At 71.1% G+C, this 21,840-nt stretch carries 21 protein-coding genes, 1 tRNA gene and 1 pseudogene; 14 read left to right on the forward strand and 9 right to left on the reverse strand.

Annotated elements, in window-relative coordinates; all coding sequences use genetic code 11:
- Positions 1 to 81 precede the first annotated feature (81 nt).
- Together HLK59_RS21125 and HLK59_RS21130 are read left to right on the forward strand one after the other, a co-directional pair.
- Positions 82 to 309, forward strand: a pseudogene (locus tag HLK59_RS21125) (primase alpha helix C-terminal domain-containing protein); the annotation flags it as partial.
- Positions 310 to 371: 62 nt separating this feature from the next.
- Entirely contained in the window at positions 372 to 803 is a 432-nt protein-coding gene (locus tag HLK59_RS21130) for a hypothetical protein (RefSeq protein WP_240982553.1), read from the forward strand.
- On the opposite strand, the gene HLK59_RS21135 is transcribed toward HLK59_RS21130, so the two are convergent.
- From HLK59_RS21135 to HLK59_RS21145, 3 genes are all read right to left on the reverse strand, one after another.
- Positions 791 to 1,219, reverse strand: coding sequence for an ASCH domain-containing protein (locus HLK59_RS21135; protein ID WP_171143054.1), 429 nt, complete (start codon positions 1,217 to 1,219; stop codon positions 791 to 793). The genes HLK59_RS21130 and HLK59_RS21135 overlap by 13 nt on opposite strands.
- 83 nt (positions 1,220 to 1,302) lie before the next feature.
- Positions 1,303 to 1,389 (reverse strand) — tRNA-Ser (locus HLK59_RS21140).
- Positions 1,390 to 1,451: 62 nt separating this feature from the next.
- Positions 1,452 to 2,936 carry a trypsin-like peptidase domain-containing protein gene (locus HLK59_RS21145; protein WP_171143055.1) on the reverse strand — a complete coding sequence of 495 codons (1,485 nt, stop codon included), beginning with the start codon at positions 2,934 to 2,936 and terminating at the stop codon, positions 1,452 to 1,454.
- 260 nt (positions 2,937 to 3,196) lie between these two features.
- Here HLK59_RS21145 and HLK59_RS21150 point away from each other — a divergent pair, with 260 nt between their 5' ends.
- The 3 genes from HLK59_RS21150 to HLK59_RS21160 all read left to right on the forward strand — a co-directional run bounded on the left by HLK59_RS21150 (position 3,197) and on the right by HLK59_RS21160 (position 5,871).
- Positions 3,197 to 4,006, forward strand: coding sequence for a glycerophosphodiester phosphodiesterase (locus HLK59_RS21150; RefSeq protein ID WP_171143056.1), 810 nt, complete (start codon positions 3,197 to 3,199; stop codon positions 4,004 to 4,006).
- Between the two features lie 153 nt (positions 4,007 to 4,159).
- A complete protein-coding gene (locus tag HLK59_RS21155; protein ID WP_171143095.1) occupies positions 4,160 to 4,795 on the forward strand; it encodes an ATP-binding protein in 636 nt (211 codons plus the stop codon).
- A 110-nt stretch (positions 4,796 to 4,905) separates the two neighbouring features.
- Positions 4,906 to 5,871 (forward strand): DUF5926 family protein, encoded by a 966-nt coding sequence (locus tag HLK59_RS21160; RefSeq protein WP_171143057.1) that lies wholly within the window; start codon positions 4,906 to 4,908, stop codon positions 5,869 to 5,871.
- 255 nt (positions 5,872 to 6,126) lie between these two features.
- On the opposite strand, the gene HLK59_RS21165 is transcribed toward HLK59_RS21160, so the two are convergent.
- Positions 6,127 to 6,744 carry a hypothetical protein gene (locus HLK59_RS21165; RefSeq protein WP_171143058.1) on the reverse strand — a complete coding sequence of 206 codons (618 nt, stop codon included), beginning with the start codon at positions 6,742 to 6,744 and terminating at the stop codon, positions 6,127 to 6,129.
- A 56-nt stretch (positions 6,745 to 6,800) separates the two neighbouring features.
- The gene (locus HLK59_RS21170) at positions 6,801 to 7,466 is read right to left on the reverse strand and encodes a bifunctional DNA primase/polymerase (protein WP_171143059.1); all 666 of its coding nucleotides are present in this window, start codon (positions 7,464 to 7,466) and stop codon (positions 6,801 to 6,803) included.
- Between the two features lie 492 nt (positions 7,467 to 7,958).
- Here HLK59_RS21170 and HLK59_RS21175 point away from each other — a divergent pair, with 492 nt between their 5' ends.
- The 4 genes from HLK59_RS21175 (at position 7,959) to HLK59_RS21190 (ending at position 13,800) form a co-directional block, all read left to right on the forward strand.
- Positions 7,959 to 9,488 (forward strand): PP2C family protein-serine/threonine phosphatase, encoded by a 1,530-nt coding sequence (locus tag HLK59_RS21175; protein ID WP_171143096.1) that lies wholly within the window; start codon positions 7,959 to 7,961, stop codon positions 9,486 to 9,488.
- 94 nt (positions 9,489 to 9,582) lie between these two features.
- Positions 9,583 to 11,049, forward strand: a complete 1,467-nt coding sequence (locus tag HLK59_RS21180) for an aminopeptidase P family protein (protein ID WP_171143060.1) — start codon at positions 9,583 to 9,585, stop codon at positions 11,047 to 11,049.
- A gap of 105 nt (positions 11,050 to 11,154) precedes the next feature.
- Positions 11,155 to 12,504: a PLP-dependent aminotransferase family protein gene (locus HLK59_RS21185; RefSeq protein WP_171143061.1), complete on the forward strand. Its 1,350-nt coding sequence runs from the start codon at positions 11,155 to 11,157 to the stop codon at positions 12,502 to 12,504.
- A 69-nt stretch (positions 12,505 to 12,573) separates the two neighbouring features.
- Positions 12,574 to 13,800: an MFS transporter gene (locus HLK59_RS21190; protein ID WP_171143062.1), complete on the forward strand. Its 1,227-nt coding sequence runs from the start codon at positions 12,574 to 12,576 to the stop codon at positions 13,798 to 13,800.
- Here the strand turns inward: HLK59_RS21190 and HLK59_RS21195 are convergent.
- From HLK59_RS21195 to HLK59_RS21210, 4 genes are all read right to left on the reverse strand, one after another.
- Positions 13,772 to 14,614: a triphosphoribosyl-dephospho-CoA synthase gene (locus HLK59_RS21195; RefSeq protein ID WP_171143063.1), complete on the reverse strand. Its 843-nt coding sequence runs from the start codon at positions 14,612 to 14,614 to the stop codon at positions 13,772 to 13,774. The two genes, HLK59_RS21190 and HLK59_RS21195, sit on opposite strands and share 29 nt — an antisense overlap.
- Before the next feature lie 9 nt (positions 14,615 to 14,623).
- Complete coding sequence (locus tag HLK59_RS21200) at positions 14,624 to 15,565, reverse strand: intradiol ring-cleavage dioxygenase (RefSeq protein ID WP_171143064.1); 942 nt, start codon at positions 15,563 to 15,565, stop codon at positions 14,624 to 14,626.
- 141 nt (positions 15,566 to 15,706) lie between these two features.
- Positions 15,707 to 16,267 carry a GNAT family protein gene (locus HLK59_RS21205; RefSeq protein WP_171143065.1) on the reverse strand — a complete coding sequence of 187 codons (561 nt, stop codon included), beginning with the start codon at positions 16,265 to 16,267 and terminating at the stop codon, positions 15,707 to 15,709.
- 55 nt (positions 16,268 to 16,322) lie between these two features.
- Positions 16,323 to 16,772, reverse strand: coding sequence for an ATP-binding protein (locus HLK59_RS21210; RefSeq protein ID WP_171143066.1), 450 nt, complete (start codon positions 16,770 to 16,772; stop codon positions 16,323 to 16,325).
- A 241-nt stretch (positions 16,773 to 17,013) separates the two neighbouring features.
- Here HLK59_RS21210 and HLK59_RS21215 point away from each other — a divergent pair, with 241 nt between their 5' ends.
- From HLK59_RS21215 to HLK59_RS21235, 5 genes are all read left to right on the forward strand, one after another.
- Positions 17,014 to 17,826, forward strand: coding sequence for a hypothetical protein (locus tag HLK59_RS21215; protein ID WP_171143067.1), 813 nt, complete (start codon positions 17,014 to 17,016; stop codon positions 17,824 to 17,826).
- A gap of 146 nt (positions 17,827 to 17,972) precedes the next feature.
- A complete protein-coding gene (locus HLK59_RS21220; protein WP_171143068.1) occupies positions 17,973 to 18,704 on the forward strand; it encodes a YcnI family protein in 732 nt (243 codons plus the stop codon).
- 85 nt (positions 18,705 to 18,789) lie between these two features.
- Positions 18,790 to 19,443 carry an SCO family protein gene (locus tag HLK59_RS21225; protein WP_171143069.1) on the forward strand — a complete coding sequence of 218 codons (654 nt, stop codon included), beginning with the start codon at positions 18,790 to 18,792 and terminating at the stop codon, positions 19,441 to 19,443.
- The gene (locus HLK59_RS21230) at positions 19,440 to 19,910 is read left to right on the forward strand and encodes a copper chaperone PCu(A)C (protein ID WP_171143070.1); all 471 of its coding nucleotides are present in this window, start codon (positions 19,440 to 19,442) and stop codon (positions 19,908 to 19,910) included. The genes HLK59_RS21225 and HLK59_RS21230 overlap by 4 nt, the downstream gene beginning before the upstream one ends.
- Positions 19,911 to 19,923: 13 nt before the next feature.
- Positions 19,924 to 21,840 (forward strand): copper resistance protein CopC, encoded by a 1,917-nt coding sequence (locus HLK59_RS21235; RefSeq protein ID WP_171143071.1) that lies wholly within the window; start codon positions 19,924 to 19,926, stop codon positions 21,838 to 21,840.

A 21,840-nucleotide genomic window follows, 5' to 3' on the forward strand; every position in this document is an offset into this window, starting at 1 on the left:
CGGTTTTTTGTTTGCAGGCAGAGTACGGAATACGGGCTGCTCAGGGGTGTCGTGGGCGAGGAGATGGGGATAAGAGCCAGCCCGTCGGCCGGCGACCACGGTCAGGGCCTGGTCCAGTTCGTCCTGGCCGCGCACGAGGGACAGCGCAACACCCGCCTGTTCTGGGCGGCCTGCCGCGCCTACGAGAACGGCATCGGCCCCGCCCTCGTCGACCCGTTGGTCGACGCGGCCCTCAACACCGGCCTGACCGAACGCGAGGCCCGCGCGACGATCGCGTCGGCGGCACGCATGACGGGGCACCGGCCGTAGGAACGGACGTCGGCCATGAAATTCACGGGAGCTCGATGCACCACCGCCCTAGAGTGCCGACCATGTCACTGGCCCGCCTCGTCCTGACCTCCGGCCGCAGCATCGAACTCTCCGAGCTGCGGCTCTCCTCGACGTACGGCGGACTGCTGGAGGGCTATCCCTGCAAGCCGGTCAACGAGATGAAGATCAGGGGCCTGTTGCGATCGGCCGAGCGGGAGTTCCCGGGGTCGCCGGTCCACCTGGTCACGCCCGCGCGGGAGTACCCGGACCAGTACTCGGGCGCGTTCGGCCCGGTGGAGGTACTCCCGACGGTGGCGTGCGTGGGCCGCTTCCGCTCCAACGCCATGAACCCGGCCCACGATCCGGTCCTGTATCGGTCAGGCCTCACGGTCATCTGGTTCCAGCCCACCACCCAGGTGCCGTCGGGGTGCGACGCGGAGGACGGGCTGCGGGACGTGGCGTGGGACGAACTGGCGGAGGACTACGAGCTGTAGGGAACGACCCGGAAACGCTCGGCGACGACCAGGGTGTCGTTCCCGACGACGAACTCGGGGTCCTTCAGGAACTCCCGCAGCTGGTCGCTGTTCCAGAACCGCTCATGCGCAGCCCGCCATTGATCGACGGACTCATACCCCTCACCCTCGTCCACCGCGTGCCTCAGATCGACCTCGCCGAGCGGCAGCACCCGTACGTCCGTGACCTCCAGGACAGCGATCCGCCGCTCCTCGGAATCGAGCAGCGCAAACCGCTGCCCGGCCTGCGGCAACGCCTCACCCCCGACCTCGTACTCCCTGAACAACCCCGTCGTCGAGGTCTTCGCACCGGACAGGACAGCGGCTACGAGCTTGTCGCGGAGGGAGCCCGGGAAGGCGAGCTCATACGGGGGCAGGTCGTCCATGGAGTGCGCCATGAGGGCGAGCGTACGGGGCCAACCGAAGCGCGCAGCACGGCGGCCCCTGACCGATTCACCTGGTCAGGGGCCGCCGATCCGCGCGGTGGGTGTGGGATTTGAACCCACGGTGACATCGCTGCCACGACGGTTTTCAAGACCGTTCCCTTAGGCCGCTCGGGCAACCCACCCCGCACCACCGGTCACCGGCGGCGCGGGGACAAGAGTAACCGGTGCCCACGCGCGCGTGGGGTCAGCTGTCGCCCTCCCTGGAGCCCAGGGTGAGTTCGACGGTGTTGGTCTTGCCGTCGCGCTCGTAGGTGATCTTGACCTTGTCGCCGGGCTGGTGGGTCCAGATCTCGCCGATGAGGGTGGGGCCGGAGTCGATGACGCTGTCGTCGAGCTTGGTGATGACGTCGCCGGGCTTGAGGCCCGCCTTGGCCGCCGGGCCGCCCGCCTCGACCGCGTCGGAGCCGCTGGCGCCCTGCTCGGTGATCTTCGCGCCGCCCGTGGAGTCCTCCAGGGAGACCGAGGCGCCGATCTTGGCGTACACCGGCTTGCCGGTCTTGATCAGCTGCTGGGCCACGTACTTGGCCTGGTTGATCGGGATGGCGAAGCCGAGGCCGATCGAGCCGGACTGGCTGGTGCCGCCCAGGCCGCCGCTGCTGGTGGACTGGATCGCGGAGTTGATGCCGATCACATTGCCCTGGGCGTCCAGGAGGGGGCCGCCGGAGTTGCCCGGGTTGATCGACGCGTCGGTCTGCAGGGCGCTCATGTAGGACGCGTTCGAACCACTGCCGTCGCTCGACGCCACCGGGCGGTTCTTCGCGCTGATGATGCCCGTCGTGACCGTGTTCGAGAGGCCGAAGGGGGCGCCGATGGCGATCGTGGAGTCGCCCACCGCGACCTTGTCCGAGTCGCCCAGCGTCAACGGCTTCAGGTCGCTCGGCGCGTTCTTGAGCTTGATCACCGCCACGTCGTAGCCCTGCGCGTGGCCCACGACCTCGGCGTCGTACTTCTTGCCGCTCGGGAAGGTCGCGGTCAGCTTGCCGCCGTCCACCGCGTCGGCCACCACGTGGTTGTTGGTGACGATGTGGCCCTCGGTGTCGAAGACGAAGCCGGTGCCGGTGCCGCCCTCGCCGCTGCTGGACTCGGCCTGGATGGTGACCGTGCTCGGCAGCGCCGTGGCGGCCACGCCCGCGACCGTGCCGGCTTCGCGCTTGACGGAGCCGCCGCTGTCGGAGGCGGAGACGGTGGTCGACGAGGTGTCGTCGTCGTTCTTGGCCAGGGTGTAGCCGAGGCCGCCACCCAGGCCGCCCGCGACCAGCGCGGCGATCAGGACCGCCGCCATGAGGCCGCCACGGCCGCGGCCGGACTTCGGTGCGGGCTGCTGGTAGGAGGCGCCCCAGCCATCGGCACCCGCGCCGCCCGAGCCGCTGTCGGCGTACGCCGGGGTGGCGGGGGGCGGAGGCGGCCAGGAGGCGTCCGGTGTCTGGCCCGGGGCGGCGCCGCCCTGCGGACCGCCCATGCCCGCCGAGGCGTACGCCGGTGCCTGGCCCGCGTGGACCAGCTCCTGCTCCGGTGCGCCGGGGGCGTGCGGAGGCGTCGTGGGGAGCGGGGTCGTCGGGGCGCCACTGTCGGGCGCGGTCGCCTGCGGGGAGGCTGCGGGGGAATCCACCGGCACAGGAGGTGCGGACGGGGCCGGGGGTACCGCAGTGCCCTCGTTCTCGGTGCTCACAGCTTTTCTCCTCGATCCACGGCTGTTGTCCTAAGGTCGCACTCGGCCACGCTCGTTCACGCTGTGCCGACGGTCCGGCGCGATGCAGCTGTGCATGTGCTTTTGTATGCCCTCAGCTTTTCCCACGGGACGTCAGGGCACCATAAGCGGTGGCTGTGGGTCCACGACTTTCCTTTATATCGGACCTGTCCGGCGAACCGGACGCATCTCGGCGGCCTCCTCGTGCGACGGGTGCCCCGGTGCGGTGGCACCATGACGCGGTGACCCACGCACGACAGCAAAGCATTCAGGTCGTCGCCCACCGTGGAGCCTCCGAAGAGGCCCCGGAGCACACTCTGGCCGCGTACAAGAAGGCGATCGAGGACGGCGCAGACGCGCTCGAGTGCGATGTGCGCCTGACCGCCGACGGCCATCTCGTCTGCGTCCACGACCGACGCGTCAACCGTACGTCCAACGGGCGCGGGGCGGTCTCCGCCCTGGAACTGGCGGACCTGGCCGCCCTGGACTTCGGCTCCTGGCGGAACCGGGACGAGGAGCCCGACTGGGAGCACCGCCCGGAGGACCGCGAGGACACCTCCGTACTGACGCTGGAGCGGCTCCTGGAGCTGGTCGCGGACGCGGGACGGCGGGTGGAGCTGGCCATCGAGACCAAGCACCCCACCCGCTGGGCCGGACAGGTGGAGGAGCGGCTGCTCGTCCTGCTGAAACGGTTCGGGCTGGACGCGCCCGCCTCGGCGGCCGACTCCCCGGTACGGATCATGAGCTTCTCGGCCCGCTCGCTGCATCGCGTGCGTGCCGCCTCGCCGGCGCTGCCCACGGTCTATCTGATGCAGTTCGTCTCGCCCCGGCTGAGGGACGGTCGGCTTCCGGCGGGAGTCCGTATCGCGGGGCCCTCGATCCGGATCGTGCGCAATCACCCGGCGTATATCGAGCGGCTGAAACGAGCCGGTCACCAGGTGCACGTATGGACGGTGAACGAGCCCGAGGACGTGGATCTCTGCGTCGAGCTCGGCATCGACGCGATCATCACCAACCGACCGCGCGCGGTCCTGCGCCAGCTGGGCAGATAACCAAAGCGCCGACAATTGGTAAAGACCTCTGACGGCATCTTGACCCGGCACCCCGAACACCCCCATTCTCCCAACCCGGCCATAACGTCGAAATCCAGCCAGGCGATTACAGGGAGTGCTCCGGCGCGTTCGGACCGTATTCGATCGTTACGAATGCGTCAGCAGTCCTTGATTGGCCGGTTTCCGGTACAGGCCAATGGGGCATCCACACCGTGGCGTGGGGCAAAGGAGGTCTCGGGGGTGGCGTTGGTGGTGGCACAGGAGGTGCCCACGTCGTCGAGCATGGCCGTACCCCATGGCCCTGCGGGCGTGGGGGAAGCAAGACACCGGATGCGTTCTCAGCTACGCACGGGTGGCGTGTCGGAAGCGGTCATCGACGACGCCGTACTCATTCTTTCCGAACTGTTGAGCAATGCGTGCAAGCACGGCCGGCCCCTGGGCGAAGCCCTGGCCGGGGACGGCGATGTCCGTGCCGCCTGGCGGGTGGACACCGGTGGGAGACTCACGGTCGAGGTGACGGACGGCGGCGGGCCCACCCGCCCTGCTCCGGCCACGCCCTCGGTCACCGCACACGGCGGCCGCGGGCTGAACATCATCACCGCACTGTCCGACGACTGGGGTGTCAGGGACGACGCCCGCGGCGAGGTCACGGTGTGGGTCGTCGTCCACGACGACGTGCACGATCCGGACGCCGGTCACCGTCGCGACGACTTCGCCACGCGCATCACGGCTCCCTCGGTGTCGACGCTCGCCGTGGACTTCGCGGAGGCGTTCACCGACCGGGACTGAGACAGCACGGCCAGGATGAACCGGCACGTTGTCCACAGGCTCCCGTCGGTCATCCCGTGAACGGCTAGGCTCCCGCCGTACGAGACCAGCCGTAACCGGGAGACCTCACGATGGCCAAGAAGCGACCCCAGACGAAGGCCAAGCGCCCGCAGATCACCGACGGGGAGGTCCCGGTCGTCGGTGCCCGAGAGCCCTGCCCCTGCGGCAGCGGCCGCCGCTACAAGGCCTGTCACGGCCGGGCCGCCGCGCACGCGGTGACCGAGCTGGTGCAGCGCCCGTTCGAGGGGCTGTCGGGCGAGGGCGACTGGGTGGCCCTGCGCGAGCTCGTGCCCGCCGCCACCGTCGAGCTGACCCTGAAGGGCGGCCTCCCCGAGGGCGTCCCGTCGGTCTCGCTGGCCACGGTGCTGCCGATGGCCTGGCCGGCGCTGCGCCGCGACGACGGCTCGGTGCTGCTGGGTCTGCAGAACGACACGGCGTCGGGCGACATCAGCCGCGACCTCGCCGACACCCTCCAGCGCGCCCTCACCGCCGAGCCGGGCACCCCGATCCAGGGCCGCCGCGCCCCCGCCGACGGTCCGCGGCTCCAGGACCTGCTCGACCCCGAAGGCACGTTCGAGCCAGTCGTGCACGCGGGCTTCGAGTTCTGGGTGCCGGACGCGGAGAACTCCACCCCGGAGGTGACCGCCTCCCTGGAGCGCGCCAACGCCGCGGCCATCCCGACCGCGAAGTTGCACGGCGTGGATGCCGCCTACTGGTGCGAGACGCCGGACAAGAACCACCTGCGCTGGGTCATGCCGTATCCCGAGGAGCAGCTTCTGGACGCGCTCGCGCGGCTGCACGCGGCGGGCCGGGCCGGTCTCGGCGAGGGCACCCGGCTCGTGGGCTCCTTCCGTGCTCACGGGCTCACCGTGCCGGTCTGGGACCTGCCGAGCGGGGTCACCGCGGAGGACGTGGAGAAGCCGGCGGCCGAGTTCGCCGAGCGGCTCAGCGGCGCGCTGGCCTCGGACGCTCCGCTCACCGCGGACGAGCGCCGCGCGCGTGGCGGGCTGACCAACCGACAGGTAACGCTCAGCTGACACACAGCCTCGAAGTCCGGGAGCTGCTGACCGGTCGGTCAGCGCCTCCCGGGCTCGCGGGCCGACTGGATCCGCTCACAACTCCCGTCGGGAGCAAGTGAGTCGGTGTCCGGAAAGCCGATGAAAAACCGAGATCGAATTTGCGAACAGCCGATCTCTTGTTACCGTTCCAGTAGCCCGGTTGCTGGTGCATCCCCCGTCGCCAGCAACCGGGTCTTTCTGTGCGCCGTTCCGTTTACGGAATGCTGCCGGTCGTCAACTGCCCGTGTGTGCACCGGAGTTGCTTCCGGAACGCAGCAGCAGCGGCCCCTGACCGCCCCTTCCCGCGAACTCCGCGACCGCCGTGTAGGCGGCCGGTTCGCCCTGGGTGCGCTCCCTGGGCGTCTCGCAGGTGCCCGGCTCGTCGTCCGCGCCCACGGCGCAGTGCATCTGCACGGTGCGGCCGCCGGGGCCCATGAGGCTGAGGACGGACTCCAGCCCGTCGCCGGTGACGTTGCGGTAGTAGGTGCGCGCCCAGGTCTCCTCGCCCTGCGTCAGGACACAGGTCTGCGCCTCGATGCCCTCGGGGGAGGTGAGTTCGGGGCCGCAGCGGGCGGCGGTGGCCAGGCCCAGGCCGAGCAGCCACGGCGAGCTGGTGGGGTCGGCGACCTTGTCGTCCTCGTGCGCCCCATCAGGTGCGGCGCCTGCCTCACGTGCGGCGGACTCATCACGTACGGCCGCCTCATCACGTACGGCGGCCTCGTCGCGTACAGCCGCCTGATCGCGTACGGCGGAGCGAGGCTCCTCGCCCACCTGTCCCGCGGACGCCACGGCCAGCGGCAGCGCGACCGCGCACACGACGACGCCCGTCAGGGCGAGCAGACGAAGGTTCATGAAAGGGACGATAACGAGCGCGCGTGGGCGGCTGGTTCCGCGCGCGCCCGACACCCTTACAACTCGGGCGCGCTCACACCCGTACGAGTGAGGGCGTCCACCACCGCGTCCACCACGGCCTCGACATCGGGTACCCACGGGGAGGCCGAGCCGGGCAGCGGAGCGCGCTCCCAGCGGATGGCGCCCCGGCCCGTCTCGGACGGGGGCAGCGCGACATAGCCGCCCTCGCCGTGGAAGCGCAGGGAGCCGGGGACGAAGTCCTTGGCGTACAGCAGTTCGCCCAACTGCTCCATGGAGTACGGCTTGACGAGGATCGCCCAGCGGGTGGGCGAGGCGATCACCGGGCCGAGGCGCATGCCCTGGCGGTCGAGGGCGGTCAGCGCCCGGGAGCCCGCGAGGGCCGGCAGGGACACCGCGCAGGGTGCCGTGCCGCCGGTGGCGAGGACGATCGGCGCGGCGGGCCGGTTGGCCCACCACCAGCGCACCATGCGCTCGTCGGTGGTGGCCGCGAGGAGCCCGGGGTCGAAGGGATGCGCGCCGGGGACCGTGCACTCGGGGTCCGGACAACTGCAGCGGGCCCGACCCTGCGGGTCCGGTGCCGCGCCCGGGAGTACGGGCCACTGCCATTCCGTCGCGAAGGTCAGGGCCGCGCTGATCAACTCAGGCCCCCCGTCGTTCCGCTTGGACAGGAGCCTGCGTGCCTTTCCGAGGATCTCGCGCATGAGCGCTCGTTCCTTTCCGTTGCACCGCTGGCAACACCGTGGGCCACATCACACCATGTGTCGATCACTGCACTGTGCGTACCTGTTGGCGCATCACACCCCTGTCCGAGACAAGGGGAACCCCTATGGGTCGAGCGTTGGCTGCGTCCGCGGCAGCCTGACCCACACTGCGTCTATCAAAAGCATGGGCGTGGCGTGGGGGTGGCGAAGTCTGGCGTTTTGCCGTCCCGCGTGTTTCTCCTCGCCTCCGCCACGGAGGATGGGGCACGGTCGTCGGTGGCTAAGACGCCCGGGTCCGTCACCAGGTTCCGGGTGGATGTCAACCACCCCTGGCCTTCTCCGAGTACGTACCCATCACGACCGCTGTGACGCTCAGTGGAGCAAGGCCAGTCGACCGCAATAGGGCGTTACCCGAGTCAGTTTTAGGCCAACTTTGCTTTTCGGCAAGAGGGACCGCGGTGACCCATGGACACCAGGAATCCCGGCAGGACAATGCTGGACATCCCCTCACGAGTGCGTGTACATGTGGAGACACCGCTAGCGGCGCAGAATGACATGGGGGTTTGCGATGCTTTTGAGCAATACGCACCGGTCGGAAAGCCGGACGCCATGAACGCCCCTCACCCTCCGAAAGTGGCCGGAATCGATTCAACGGTTCCCTCGCCCGCACACACTGTCGCGCCCGCGCCCGCCGTCCCGGGCACCTCTCCGGTCCCTTCACCGCCCGCGCCGAACGCCCCGGGCGCCCTGCTCCAGGACCGTCTCGCAGGCTGGGTCTCCGACCTCACGACCCTGCACGAACTCACGGAACGTCTGGCCCGCACGGACGTGTTGCAGGAAGCCCTGACGGAACTCCTGCGCGCCGGAGCCGCCCTCGTGGGCGCCCGGCGCGGCCTCGTCGTCCTGGAACCGGGCGACGGACTCGGCCCCGACACCACGATCGGCCTGGGCCTGGCCCGGGCCGATCTCGGTCACATCGAGACCGTGCCGCGCAGTGCGATGTCGTACGGCAGGCTCCTCGACACCGCGGCAGGACTGCCGGGCGCCCCCTGCGAGATCGCCGAGCCGGACCTCTTCGCCGAGGACGGCCTCGACCCCCGGCACCGCGAGGTGGCCGCCCGCCTCGGCTACGGCGCGTGCTACGCGCTGCCGCTCGCCTCCGACACCGCGGGCCGCCTCGGCGCCGCCGTGTGGCTGTACGACGAGCCCGCCGAACCGACCGAGCGCCAGCGCCATCTCGTCGGCCTGTACGCGCGCTACGCGACCGAGCACCTGGCGCGCGTGCTCGAAGTCGAGCGCACGCGCGCGTGCATGGCGACGATGGCGGAGGAGCTGCTGCCGTCCCGGCTCCCCCGCGTCGCCGGTGTGCGGCTCGCCGCCCGGCACCGCACCGGCCCGCGCGGCGGCGGCGACTGGTACGACGCGCTGCCGCTGCCCGACGCCGCGCTCGGTCTCGCGGTGGGCTCGGTCACCGGATCCGGTCCGAGCGCGATCGCCGCGATGGGCCGGCTGAGAGCCAGCCTGAGGGCGTACGCCGTGATGGAGGGCGAGGACCCCGTCGCCGTCCTGTCCGACCTGGAGCTGCTGCTGCGGCTGACCGAACCGGCCCGCTCCGCGACCGCCCTGTTCGCCTACTGCGAGCCCGCACTGCGCAAGATCACGCTGGCCGGTGCCGGGCACTGCCCGCCGCTGCTGGTCGGGGAGCGGCGCACGGAGTTCGTGGAGACGTCCGTGTCGGCGCCGCTCGGGATGCTCTCCTGCTGGGAGGCGCCCAGCGTGGAGTTGCAGGCCGAGCCGGGAGAGACGGTTCTGCTGTACACCGACGGGCTGCTGCACCGTACCGGCGACCCCACCGACCGTGCCTTCGCGCGGCTGCACTCGGCGGCGGCCGGGGTGCCGAAGGCGTTGCGGCACGACCCGGACGCGATCGCCGACCACGTCCTGCGGACCGTGCTGCCGGACGGGCTCGACGCGGCGGACTCCGAGGAGGACGTCGTGCTGCTCGCCGCGCACTTCGAGTAGTGCCTCGGGTAGCTCTCGGTAACAGGTCCAACGGCCCTGGGCCCCCTTCCGTACGACCGTACGATGGACGGGGTCCAGTGCCGTATCTAGGAGGATGACCGTGGCCGACGAGCTCAACCCGGGGACCCCGGAGAACGAGTCCGAAGAGCCGATCAAGCAGCGCAAGAACGGGCTGTACCCGGGCGTGTCCGACGAGCTGGCCGACAGCATGAAGTCCGGCTGGGCCGACACCGAGCTGCACGACCTGCGGCCGATCCCGCAGGCCGCCGAGACCTCGGCCCGCCGTGCCGCGCTGTCGGCGCGTTTCCCGGGCGAGCGGCTGGTGATCCCCGCCGGCAACCTGAAGACCCGCTCGAACGACACGGAGTACCCCTTCCGGGCCTCCGTCGAGTACGCGTACCTCACCGGGAACCAGAGCGAGGACGGCGTGCTCGTCCTGGAGCCGGTCGCAGAGGGTCACAAGGCGACGATCTACCTGCTGCCGCGTTCCGACCGCGAGAACGGCGAGTTCTGGCTGTCCGGACAGGGCGAGCTGTGGGTGGGCCGTCGGCACTCCCTGGCGGAGTCCGAGGCGCTGTACGGCATCGCCGCCTCCGATGTGCGCGAGCTGGCGGACGCGCTGCGCGAGGCGACCGGTCCGGTGCGGGTCGTACGCGGGTTCGACGCCGGTATCGAGGCCGCGCTGACCGACAAGGTCACCGCCGAGCGCGACGAGGAGCTGCGGGTCTTCCTCTCCGAGGCGCGGCTGGTCAAGGACGACTTCGAGATCGGCGAGCTCCAGAAGGCGGTCGATTCGACCGTGCGCGGCTTCGAGGACGTCGTCCGCGTGCTCGACAAGGCCGAGGCGACCTCCGAGCGGTACATCGAGGGCACGTTCTTCCTCCGCGCGCGGGTCGAGGGCAACGACGTCGGCTACGGCTCCATCTGCGCCGCCGGTCCGCACGCGTGCACGCTGCACTGGGTGCGCAACGACGGGCCCGTGCGCTCCGGGGACCTGCTGCTGCTGGACGCCGGTGTCGAGACGCACACGCTGTACACCGCCGACGTCACGCGCACGCTGCCGATCAGCGGCACGTACACCGAGATCCAGAAGAAGGTCTACGACGCCGTCTACGCGTCCCAGGAGGCCGGTATCGCGGCGGTGCGGCCCGGCGGCAAGTACCGCGACTTCCACGATGCCGCGCAGCACGTGCTGGCCGAGAAGCTCGTCGAGTGGGGTCTGGTCGAGGGTCCCGTCGAGCGGGTGCTGGAGCTCGGGCTCCAGCGGCGGTGGACGCTGCACGGGACCGGGCACATGCTCGGCATGGACGTCCATGACTGTGCCGCGGCGCGGACCGAGACGTACGTCGAGGGAACGCTGGAGCCGGGGATGGTGCTGACGGTCGAGCCCGGTCTGTACTTCCAGGCCGACGACCTGACGGTGCCGGAGGAGTACCGGGGCATCGGGGTGCGGATCGAGGACGACATCCTCGTGACGGACGACGGGAACCGGAATCTGTCGGCGGGGCTGCCGCGGCGCTCCGACGAGGTCGAGGCCTGGATGGCGTCGCTCAAGGGTTGATACAAGACTGATGGCCGGGTACCAAAGGGGTACCCGGCCTTTCGTTGCGGTCTGCGGGTCGTGGGGGCTGGTCGCGCAGTTCCCCGCGCCCCTTGGGGGGTTGGTGTGGACCTGCATATTGAGCTTGGGGCTGTTGACGGGCGGCGGGCCGGGCTCGAGCGGGCTCTGCGGGACGCCGTGCGTGATGGGCGGCTCGCGCCGGGGACCCGGTTGCCCGCCACTCGGCGGCTCGCTGCTGAGCTCGGGATCTCCCGGGGGACCGCCAAGGCGGCTTACGACCAGTTGGTCGCCGAGGGGTATCTGACCGCTCGGCAGGGGTCCGGGACGCAGGTCGCTTCCCTTCCCTCCGGCGACGCCGAGACACCCGACGCCGCCTCACTCACGCGTGCGCCCCGGTTCGATCTGCGGCCCGGCAGTCCGGACGTCGGGGCGTTCCCGGCGGCGGCCTGGCTGCGGGCGCTGCGGCGGGCGATCGCGACGGCGCCCTCACTGGCGTACGACTATGGCGATCCGCGCGGGCGCATCGAGCTGCGGACCGCGCTGTCCGGGTATCTGGGGCGTGCCCGAGGGGTCATCGCGCCCCCCGAGCGGATCGTGATCACGTCCGGGTATGTACAGGGGCTCGCGCTCCTCACGCGCGTGCTCGACGGCGGCGAGATCGCCATGGAGGATCCGGGGCTGCCCTTCCACCGGGAGGTCGTACGACGAGGCGGCGGGAGCGTGGTGCCCGTGCCCGTCGACGAAAGGGGAGCCCGTGCCGACGGGTTGGGGGACTCCAGAGCCGTCGTGCTCACTCCCGCCCATCAGTACCCGACCGGGGTGACGCTGCATCCCGAGCGGCGGCGGGCGCTCACCGACTGGGCACGCGCGCGTGGCGGGCTGATCGTCGAGGACGACTACGACGGTGAGTTCCGCTACGACCGGCAGCCCGTCGGCGCGCTCCAGGGGATGGCGCCGGGGCATGTGGTGTACCTCGGCACCGCCTCCAAGACGCTGGGGCCCGCGCTGCGGCTCGGGTGGATGGTGCTGCCGCCGCACCTGGTCGACGCGATCGCCGACGCCAAGCTGCACAGCGATCACCACACCGAGTCCATCGGGCAGCTGGCGCTCGCCGAGCTCATCGGGAGTCATGCGTACGACCGTCATGTGCGCGCCTGCCGGCTGCGGTACCGGCGGCGCCGGGACCAGTTGCTGCACCGGCTGGGGGAGCGGCGGCCGGTGCGGGGGATCGCGGCTGGGCTGCACGCGCTGGTGGAGGTCGCGGACGAGAAGGAGGCCCTGGCGCGGGCGGAGGCGGCGGGTCTCGCCGTCGGGCACCTGGGGGACCACTGGCACGCGCCGGACGCCGAGGGGCGGCCTCAGGGGCTCGTGGTGGGGTACGGGACGCCGAGGGAGCGGGTGTACCCCGAGGCGTTGGAGGTGCTGGGGAAGGTTCTGGACGGATCGGGACTATAGAATTGGGCCAATGAAATGGCCTGCTATTGGGTCTGTGGTGGGGTCCATTTCTCTTCTACCGTCGTAGCCATGACGAACTCCCTCGTCCCGCCCACGGGGCCGCAACGCGTCCTGGCTCTGGCCCAGTTGACCAATGCCGTCGGTGACGGCGCCTATCTCGTGACCTCCGCGTTCTACTTCACCCACGTCGTCGGGCTCTCCCCCGCGCGCGTGGGGCTCGGGCTGACCGTCGGATGGGCGGTCGGGTCGATGGCGGGGGTGCCGCTGGGGCGCCTCGCGGACCGGCGCGGGGCACGCGGTACGGCTGTGCTGCTGGCGCTGGCGGCGGGGCTCGCGGTGGCGTCGTTCCTGTTCGTGCGCGGGTTCGTGCCGTTCGTCGCGATCGCGTGCGCCTACGCCGCCGCGCAGTCGGGGCTGGCCGCGGCCCGGCAGACGCTGCTGGCGGGGCTGGTGCCCGCCGGGGAGCGGACCGGGGCGCTGGCGTATCTCCAGTCGGCGTTCAACGCCGGGCTCGCGGTGGGTGCCGGGCTGGGCGGGCTGGCGATCCAGGCCGGGACGCGGGAGGCGTATCTCGCGGTGTTCGCGCTGGACGCGGTGACGTTCGCGGCGTGTGCGGGGGTGCTGCTGCGGCTGCCGTCGGTGGCGCCGACGCTTTCGCAAAAACGTCACGGCCTCGGTGTCGTACGGGATCGCCGCTATGTCGCCGTCACGGCCCTCAACACCGTCCTGCTGCTGCGGATGCCGCTGCTGAGTCTCGGGCTTCCGCTGTGGATCGCCGAGCGGACGCAGGCGCCGACGTGGCTGGTGTCCGCGCTGTTCGTGCTCAACACCGGGGCCGTGATGGTCTTCCAGGTGCGGATGGCGCGCGGTGTCACGGGGATCGGGTCGGCCACGCGCGCGGTGCGGCGGTCGGGGTGGGTCATGCTCGCGGCGTGCGCGGTGTTCGCGCTGTCGGCCGGCGCGTCACCGTGGGTCGCCGCCGGGGTGCTGGTGGCCGGAGGGGTCCTCCAGGTCGTCGCGGAGATGGAGCAGTCGGCCGGATCGTGGCAGCTGTCCTTCGATCTGGCCCCGGCCGACCGGGTGGGTGAGTACCAGGGATTCTTCGGAACGGGCGTGACCGTGGCGCGGACGCTGGGTCCGCTCGTGGTGACCACGCTGCTGATCGGCTGGGGGACGGCGGGCTGGCTGCTGCTGGGAGGGGTGACGCTGCTGGCGTCGTACGCCATGGGACCGGCGGCGCGCCGGGTCACCGCCTCCCAGCCGGACGTCAGGCAGCGGCCCGTGCTCGTGAACTGACCGTCACCGGGAGCGAGTCCAGGAACAGGGCCCCCGCGAGCAGCCCCGCGCTGCCACGGGGGCTCCACGCGCGCGCGTGCAGGTCCTCGTCGAACGCGACCAGAGCCGCGGCACCCGCCTCGGTGGAGGTGCCGCCGGCCTCCAGGATCCCGCGGGCGCCCGCCTGGACGTGGCGCAGGCCGAGCGGGCCCGCGGCGTACAGGAGTTCGGTGTCCTGGAGGGTGGACATCACGGTGAGCAGGGCGTCGAGCCGGGCCTCGCCCTCGGTGGCGCCGGCCGCGCGTGCGGCGGCGAGGGCGTCCAACGCCCGCCGTACGTGCGGGAATCCGGCCCGGGCCTCGCCCCGCGCCCCGGCGGCGCCGTACTTCGCCGACACCGAGGAGCCGTGCGAGGGCTTTCGCGGGGCGCGCTTGTCGGTGTGCCGGGCGATGCCCTTGGCGGTCGCGGCGATGTCCGTCGCCACGGCCCGGGGGTTCAGGGCGGCCGCGGCGACCAGCAGGCCGAGTGTCCAGGTGGCGCCGCGGTGACCGCCACCCGCGAGGCCCACCGAGTGCTCGGTGCAGCGGCCGATCGCGCCGAGTTCCGTACGGAGTCCGGGCGTGGGTTCGCCGGTGCGGCGGGCGGCGGCGGCCATCGCCGCGAGGCCGGGCACGAGTGCCTTGGCCGACCAACGCAGGGCGCAGTGGTCCCGGCGGGTGACGCGGGCGTCGAGGTCACGCGGATCGGGCAGGCCCGGCTTGGGAGCCAGGGCCAGCTGCCCGGTCAGCGCGGTCACGGCGGCCTGCGCCAGAGCTTCGTCCTCGCGGCTGCTCATGGCCGTACCTTACGAGGACTCGGAGGCCGACGGGGAGGCACTGTCGGTCGGGGCGTCGCTCGGCGGGGTGCCCGTCGGCGCGTCGCTCGGCGGGGTGCCGCCACCGCCGCTGCCCGCGCCGGTGCTCTCGGCGTCGGGGTCGATGCCGAGGGTCAGGAAGCCCTTGTAGCCCTTGGAGGGGTCCTTCTTGTGGACGGCCTTGAGGGTGAGCAGGCCGCTGGAGGCGCCGCCGCCGTCGTAGACCATGTCGTTGTCGAGGGTGGTGTAGCTGCCGGAGTGCTGGGAGTAGGGCTCCAGCGTGAAGATCTCCTGGGCGATGGTGTCGTCGAAGAAGAACTGGCCGGTGTAGTTGACCTTGCCGCCCTCGTAGGTGCCGTCCTCCTTCTCGCCGCCGGTGTGGACCTTGACGTGGATGTGGCAGGTGCGCGGGGTGTACCAACCGGGGAAGATCGTCTCGAACTTGACGACGCCGTTGCCGTTGGCGATCTGATAACCGCGCAGGTAGGTGGCGTCGTTGGCGGTCGAGCCGTCCTCGCTCTCGGCGGGGGCCGAGCCGCCGGGGTTGGCGGTGGTGTAGCCGGAGTAGTAGCCCCAGGCGTCGCAGTGCCAGATCTCCACGGCCGCGCCGGGGACCGGGGTGCAGCCGTCGGTCGCGTCGACGACGGTGAGGCGCAGCGTCAGCGGGACACCGCTCTTGCCCTCGGTGATGTCTTTTCTGACCAGGGCGCCGTCGAGGTAGTACGGACCCTCGGTGACGCTCGTCATGAGTGTCATGCACTCGCTGCTGGTGCTCGTGGCCGACGCCGAGGCCGTCGCGTCGGCGGTGGTGGCGTCGTCGGCGAAGGCCGACTGGTAACCGGCGATCGCGAGGCCGCCCGCGGCGACCGTGCCGCCCGTCACGGCGATGGCGCGGCGCCTGGTGATCGTCTTGTCCTTGTGGTTTCCCGTCATGATCAGGAAGTTATGGACGGTGTCCGTCAGGGAGATGGGGGGACGCTGAGAGCCGCCTGTGAATGCTGAGGAAGCTGAAATCCCGCGCCCTCGCGCGCACTTACGCGGCTTTTGTCACGGCTGGGCCGCACGGCCTCGCTGTCACGGCTGCGGGTCGTCGTCGTGCAGCACCTTCTGGAACATGCGGTGGTCCCGCCACTCCCCGTCGATGTGCAGATAGCGGGGCGCCAGTCCGATCGGCTCGAAGCCGCACTTCTCCAGCACACGCTGCGATCCCCCGTTGTCCACGACGGTGGTCGCCTCGATCCGGTGCAGCCCGACACGCTCCCGAGCCATCCGGCACACCCGCTCCACGGCGGCCGTCGCCAGACCGCGGCCCTGCCGGTCGGCGGCGATCCAGTACCCGAGGTAGGCGCTGCGGAAGGACCCCAGGATGACGCCGGACAGCGTGATCGCCCCCACGATCCGCCCGTCGGACTCGAAGTGCCACGGCACGAGCCGGCCCTCGGCGAACTGCCGCAGCTTCTCCTCCAGACGTATCCGCTGGCCCTCGACCGTGAAGAAGTCCTCGGGGCGGCGCGGCTCCCACGGCTCCAGGTGCTCGCGGTTGTCGACGTAGGCAGCGCACAGCGCGTCGGCATCGCCCTGAGCGGCGGGCCGCAGGATCACCCCACCGGGCAGCTCTTCGGATCCGATCTCCATGCCGCGACCCTAATCGGCCGCACTGACAACGGCGGTTGGACAGGTAAGGAAGGCGCTACACCGCCATGAGCGGAGCGTCCTTCTTCCACTTGAGGATCTTGTCGAAGCTGACCACCGCACCGCCCCGGCCCGGCTTGTTGCCGATGTGGACGTGGTCGGCGAGCTCCTGGATCAGACACAGCCCACGGCCGTGCTCGGCCTCGCTGGGGGCACGCCGGACCGCCGGAGTGGGGCGGAGGAAGCCCGGGCCCGAGTCGGCGACCTCGATACGGCACTTCTCGCCGTCCAGATAGGCGGTGACCCGGTACGCCTCCGAGGTGCCGCCCTGCCCGGTGTCCCCACCGTGCTCGACGGCGTTCGCGCAGGCCTCACTGAGGGCCACGGAGAGGTCGTAGGAGACATCGGGGTCGACGCCCGCGGTCTCCATCGTGCCGAGCAGCAGGCGTCGCGCGAGCGGAACGCTCGCGGCTTCGCGGCGCAGATGGAGTGACCACCAGATGCTCATGCTCCAGCCTCCCGGCCGCGGCTCGACATACCGTTACCTATTGCCGCCAGTGGCCGGGTGTAAGCACACAGTTGACGTGACGCCGCCCATATGGGGGATGCGTACCGGGCGGTGCGTGGGGTATGTGGGGTATGCGGGGACGCTTCGTATCAGAGAGTGATCTTACGGTCGTACCACCCGTACGTCATCTTGTGGACCTGCCGTATGGCCGTCGTAAGGCCAGTGCGATGATGAGCCCGCCATGTCTGCCCCCCACCAGCGCACCGGAGCCGTTCTCCGGCTCCTGCGGGCCGCGGTGTTCGCCGCGGTCTGTGTCGTGCTGGCCGCGGCCGGGCACACCATGGCCGCCTGCGCGACCGTTCCGCTGTGGACGCTGGGCGCGGGATTCCTCGGGGTCCTCGCGGTCGCGGCACCGCTCGCCGGGCGGGTGCGTTCGCTGGCCGGGATCGCGGCGCTGCTGGCGGTCGGACAGACCGTGCTGCACACGCTGTTCGGGCTGGGACAGCACGGCACCGCGGCCCAGTCGACGTCCTCGATGCCATCGATGTCCTCGATGTCCTCGGACGCCTCTCTGGTGGAGCAGGCCGCGCGACTGGTCTGCGGGACCACCGCGGCGGCGATCAGCCCCACCCAGGCGGTCCGGATCCTCACCGAGGCCCGCCTCTACCAGGACACGCACGCGCACGGCTCGATGGACACCATGTCCACCGCCGGCACCGCCACCTCGCTGACGCCCTCCGTGCCGATGCTGCTCGGCCACGTCCTCGCGGCCCTCGCCGCCGGCTGGCTGCTGCGCCACGGCGACCTGGCCCTGCTGCGGCTGACCGAACTCTCGGCGCACGGCGTCGCCGAGGGGGCGCTCGTACGGTCCCTGCGCGGGGCGCTCGCTCTGGTGCGCGCCCTGCGAGCCGGGCTGCCGGGTGCGCCGGAGGCCGGTCCGCGGCTGCCGCGCACCGATCTGCTCGCACCCCCCGAGCCTCGTACGACCGCACTCCGGCACGCGGTGATCAGGCGCGGTCCGCCCGCCGCCGGTGGTCTCGTCCTCGCCGCCTGACACGACGCGAGCACCCCTTCCCGGGTTGGGGGCCGCCGTCGTGCGGCCACACACGCGTGCCCCTGTTTCCGAGTGATCGGGCACCTTCGCGCGCGCGTGTCCCTCTTCAACTCCGGAATCACACGCGAAGTGGAGTGCTCTCTTTCATGAAGGTTTCTCGTCTGGCCGCAGTCGGCGCCATCGCCGCCTCCGCCGTCGTCGTCCTGTCCTCCCCCGCGTTCGCGCATGTCAGCGTGCAGCCCGAGGGCACCGCCGCCAAGGGCGGTTACGCGGTCGTCGACTTCAGGGTCCCCAACGAGCGCGACAAGGCCTCGACCACCAAGCTCGAGGTCAGCTTCCCGACCGACCACCCGCTCGCCTCGGCGATGCCGGAGCCGATCGCCGGCTGGACCTCCAAGGTCACCAAGACCAAGCTGGACAAGCCGCTCGAACTGCACGGCCAGAAGATCTCCGAGGCCGTCTCCAAGGTCACCTGGACCGCCACCGGCAAGGGTGTCGAGGCCGGCTACTTCCAGAAGTTCCCGATCGCCATCGGCGCCCTGCCCGAGGACGCCGACGAACTGGTCTTCAAGGCGGTCCAGACGTACTCCAACGACGAGGTCGTCCGCTGGATCGAGATCCAGGAGGACGGCAAGGAGGAGCCCGAGAACCCGGCTCCCGTACTGACGCTGTCCGAGGCCTCCGAGGACGGCCACCACGGCGCCTCGGCGGCCGAGGAGGCATCCGACGAGACCGAGAACGCCGCCGCCGCGACCGTGGCCCCCGCCGACAGCAGTGACACCACCGCGCGCGTGCTCGGCGTGGTCGGCATCGCCGTCGGCGTGGTCGGGGTCGGCTACGGCGTGCTCGCCGGCCGTCGGCGCACCACCGACGCCTGAGGTCCACCCTTCCGCAGGGTGCGCCGGGGTCGTACGTGCACGACCCCGGTGCACCCCGGGCCCTTCACATCTGGGACATTTTGATATGCGCAAGAAGACGTTCGCCGCGGCCGCCCTGCTCGCCGCCGCATCCCTGACGCTGACCGCCTGCGGCAGCGGCGACGACAGCGGCTCGCCCGTCTCGGTGGTCTCCGAGGAGGCGGGCTCCGACAAGGCCGCCACCGTCCTCGACAAGCCGTTCGAGAAGCCGGACCTCGTCCTCACCGACACCAGCGGCAAGAAGTACGACCTCCGTGAGCAGACCAAGGGCCGGCCGACGCTGATCTACTTCGGCTACACCCACTGCCCCGACGTCTGCCCGCTGACGATGAACAACATCGCCGTCGCCAAGAAGCAGCTGACCAAGGCGCAGCAGGACGAGCTGCGGATCGTGTTCGTCACCACCGACCCCGACCGGGACACCCCCAAGGCGCTCGGCAAGTGGCTCAAGGGCATCGACTCCCAGGTCGTGGGCCTGACCGGCGACTTCGCCACCATCCAGGCCGGCGCCCGCACCCTCGGCATCTCCATCGAGGCGCCGCACAAGGACAAGAACGGCAAGATCGTCTCGACGCACGGCACGCAGGTCGTCGCGTTCTCGCCGAAGACCGACGGCGGATACGTCCTCTACGGCGAGGACGCCACCGTCGACGACTACACCAAGGACCTCCCCAAGCTCATCACGGGAGCGAACCCGTGAGCCGGTTCCCGCTCCTCGCGGCCACGGCGGCCACCGCGGTCGGCACCCTGGTGCTGACCGGCTGCTCGGACTCCGGCTCCGGCTCCGACGACGGACAGGCCGAACTGTCCGTCAGCGCCGCCTACATGCCCCAGCCGGTCTCCGACTCCATGGCGGCGGGCTTCCTCACGGTCACCAACCAGGGCGGCGCGAAGGACGACCTGACCTCGGTCACCAGCGATGTCGGCCAGGTCACCGTGCACGAGACCGTCGACTCCGCCATGGCGGAGGTCAAGAGCCTCGACGTGCCCGCACACGGTCAACTCGTGTTCAAAAGCGGCGGAAACCATCTGATGTTCGAGAACCTGAAGCGCAAGCCGAAGCAGGGCGAGACGGTCTCCGTGGAACTGCACTTCGCGAAGTCCGACCCGGTCACCGTCGAGATGCCGGTGAAGTCCGCGACGTACAGCCCCAAGACCGGGCACTGAGGGAGGGACCACCTTGACGCAGACCATCGCCCCCCGCGTCCGGATCCTGGTACTGCTGCTTCTCGCGGCCACCGGACTGCTTCTCGCCGGTGCCGGACCGGCCTCCGCGCACGCCGCGCTGACCGGCAGCGACCCCCAGCAGGGGGTGGTGGTCGACAAGGCCCCGACCCAGGTCTCGCTCACCTTCTCCGAGAAGGTCGCGATGTCCGACGACTCCCTGCGGGTCCTCGACCCCAAGGGCAAGCGCGTCGACACCGGCAAACCGTCCGAGGTCAGCGGCACGACGTACGCCGTCCCCCTGCACAGCGGACTGCCCGACGGCACCTACACCGTCACCTACCAGGTCGTCTCCGAGGACAGCCATCCCGTCGCCGGGGCCTACACCTTCTCCGTCGGCGCCCCCTCGAAGACCACCGTCTCGGCCTCCGGCCCGACCGCCGGCGGCGGAGTCGTCGGCTGGCTCTACGGCTTCGGTCGCTACGTCTCCTACGCCGGGTTCATCGTCATGGTCGGCGGCGCCGCCTTCGTCCTGGCCTGCTGGCAGCGCGGCTCCGGCGTACGGGCCCTGCAACGGCTCGTCGTCTCCGGGTGGCTCGCGCTCACCTCGGCCACGCTCCTGCTGCTGCTCCTGCGCGGCTCGTACACCAGCTCCGGCAAGCTCGGCGACATCTTCGACCTGAACCTGCTCGGACAGGTCCTGCAGACCAAGACCGGCGCCTCGATGGTCTCCCGGCTGCTGCTGCTCGCCGCGGCGGCACTGTTCATCGCCGTGCTCTTCGGGGCATACGACAAACGCGAGGACCAGGAGAAGCGGGACCTCACCTTCGGGCTCTCCATCGGCGGCACGGTCGTCGCCGCCGGGCTCGCGGCGAGCTGGGCGATGGCCGAGCACGCCTCGACCGGGCTCCAGACCGGTATCGCGATGCCCGTCGACGTGGTGCACCTGCTGGCGGTCGCGGCCTGGCTGGGCGGGCTGACCGCGCTCCTGGTGACGCTGTACCGGGCGGACACCCCGATCGAGCGCTCCGCCGTACGCCGCTTCTCCCGCCTCGCCTTCGGCAGCGTCCTCACCCTCGTCGCCACCGGCACCTACCAGTCGTGGCGTCAGCTCGGTTCCTGGTCGGCCTTCACCGACACGACGTACGGCCGGCTGCTGCTCGTCAAGATCGGGCTCGTGACGCTGCTGGTGGGCATCGCGTGGATCTCCCGACGGTGGACCGCGCGGCTGGGCGAGGGAGTCGCGGCGGAGGTCCACCCGACGGAGGCCGACACCACGGAGGCCGACGCGGCAGAGCTGGAGAAGGAGCCCGTCCGTGCCAGTGCCGCGGCCTCCGGCGGCGAGGGCGACTCCAAGCGGGCCGCCCAGCTCGCCCGGCAGCAGGCCGCCGTCGACACGGCGCGGCAGCGGCGGCAGCGGGACGCCGACCCGGACCGGTTCGGGCTGCGCCGCTCGGTGCTCGCCGAGGCGGGCGTCGCCGTCGTCCTCCTCGCCGTCACCACCGTGCTGACCCAGACCGAGCCCGGCCGCACCGAGGAGGAGGCCAAGGCGGCCACATCGTCGTCCTCTTCCTCCGCCACCTCGTCCTCGGGCGCGCTGACGCTCGACATGGCCTTCGACACGGGCGGCGAGGACGGCAAGGGCCTTGTGCGGATCGACCTCGACCCCGCGCGCGTGGGCGCCAACGAAATGCACGTCTATGTGGAGCGACCCAATGGGCGCGGCTTCGACGTACCCGAGGTGAAGGTCTCCTTCACCCTGGAGTCCCAGGACATCGGGCCGCTGCCCGTCGTCCCCGACCACATCACCACCGGCCACTGGTCGGCGAACGGCATCCAGCTCCCCGTGGCGGGCGACTGGAAGATCGCGGTGACCGTGCGGACCTCCGACATCGACCAGACCACCGTCTCGAAGAACGCGCAGATCGGCTGA

Source organism: Streptomyces sp. S3(2020) (assembly GCF_013044505.1).
In the GTDB taxonomy this organism is placed as follows: domain Bacteria; phylum Actinomycetota; class Actinomycetes; order Streptomycetales; family Streptomycetaceae; genus Streptomyces.